Raw genomic sequence first — 1,487 nt, 5'->3', positions numbered from 1 at the left:
GATCCTGGCGCCGACACGCGAGCTAGCGGTACAGATCGAGGACACCATCAAGCTGCTCGCCAAGGGCGCGCACATCTCGACCGCGCTCGTGCTCGGCGGCGTCTCCCGCTACAGCCAGGTGAAGAAGATCGCACCCGGCGTCGATATCCTGATCGCCACGCCCGGCCGGCTGACCGACCTGGTGCGGGAAGGCGACCTCATCCTTGCCGATACCAAATGGCTGGTGCTCGACGAGGGCGACCGCATGCTCGACATGGGCTTCATCAACGACGTCAAGCGCATCGCCAAGGCGACCGCGCCGAACCGCCAGACCGCGCTGTTCTCGGCCACCATGCCGAACGAGATCGCGGAACTCGCCAAGGGCTTGCTGAAGGACGCCGTCCGCATCGAAGTCTCCCCGCAGAGCACGACGGCGGCCGAGATCGTGCAAAGCGTGGTGCTTGCCCGCACCAAGCAGAAGCGCCAAGTGCTGTCCAAGATGCTGGCCGACGAGGCGATGCGCTCGGTCATCGTGTTCTCGCGCACCAAGCATGGCGCCGACCGCGTCACCAAGGACCTTGCCCGCGACGGCTTCGACGCCGCAGTGATCCACGGCAACAAGTCGCAGAACGCGCGTCAGAAGGCGCTCAACGATTTCCGCGACGGCTCGGTGCGTATTTTGGTGGCGACCGATATCGCCGCGCGCGGCATCGACGTCCCAGGCATCAGCCATGTCGTGAATTTCGACTTGCCGGACGAAGCGGAGAGCTATGTCCACCGTATCGGCCGTACCGGCCGCAACGGCAGGGACGGCATCGCGATCACGCTTTGCGATCCATCGGAGAACGGCAAGCTGCGGCAGGTCGAGCGCATCATCCGCATGAAGCTTCCGGTCATTGCCGATCATCTCGGCAGTCCCGACCCGCAGCGCGATCCGAAGGAAAGGACCGAGCGTCATTTCGAGCCGGCCAATGACCGCGAGCACCATGGCGGCCGTCGTGACGGCCGCCGTCCCGGCAGCGGCAACAACGGCAAGAAGCGCTTCGGCGGCAAGCCCGGTGGCGAGCGCCAATTCGCGCCCAAGCCGCAAGGCGAACGTCCTGCGGGCGCCAAGCCGAATGGCGAGCACAAGCCTGACGGCTTCAAGCGCTTCAAGGGCAACAACAAGCGCCGCTTCGGCGGCAAGCGGCCGGCGAACCGGGCCGCTTAACGTCCCACCAAGGTTTGATTGAAATAGCATAACGGCCGGAAGCAACGCTCCGGCCGTTGGTCGTCTCACGGACTTGATTGCTGCTGCATCAGCGCCTTCACCCACACCACGATCCGCTCTGTCAGAAAGCCCGTGGTCTGCGGCGATAGCGCATCGCCTGCAATGACGTGGTTGTCCGGATCGCCCGTATCGTCGACCGGCACCAGTTCGTGCGGACCGCCCCAGCGGCCGGCGACCTCGCGCGTGCGGTCCGGCCGGACCACCTTGTCGGCATCCGAGAAGATGAACAGGGCAGGGA

General features: G+C 65.4%; 1 protein-coding gene and 1 pseudogene. One reads left to right on the top strand and one right to left on the bottom strand.

The features are described from left to right. On the top strand, positions 1–1,189 hold a 1,189-nt coding region (locus tag EOA32_RS37090; protein WP_145971512.1), incomplete at its 5' end, for a DEAD/DEAH box helicase. 65 nt (positions 1,190–1,254) lie between these two features. Here the strand turns inward: EOA32_RS37090 and EOA32_RS37085 are convergent. Then, positions 1,255–1,487: pseudogene (locus tag EOA32_RS37085) on the bottom strand (alpha/beta hydrolase); the annotation flags it as partial.

Source organism: Mesorhizobium sp. M1A.F.Ca.ET.072.01.1.1 (assembly GCF_004023325.1).
Taxonomy (GTDB): Bacteria; Pseudomonadota; Alphaproteobacteria; order Rhizobiales; family Rhizobiaceae; genus Mesorhizobium.
The sequence above is the reverse complement of the archived record's forward strand: the minus strand, read 5'-3'. Positions and strand labels throughout refer to the sequence as shown.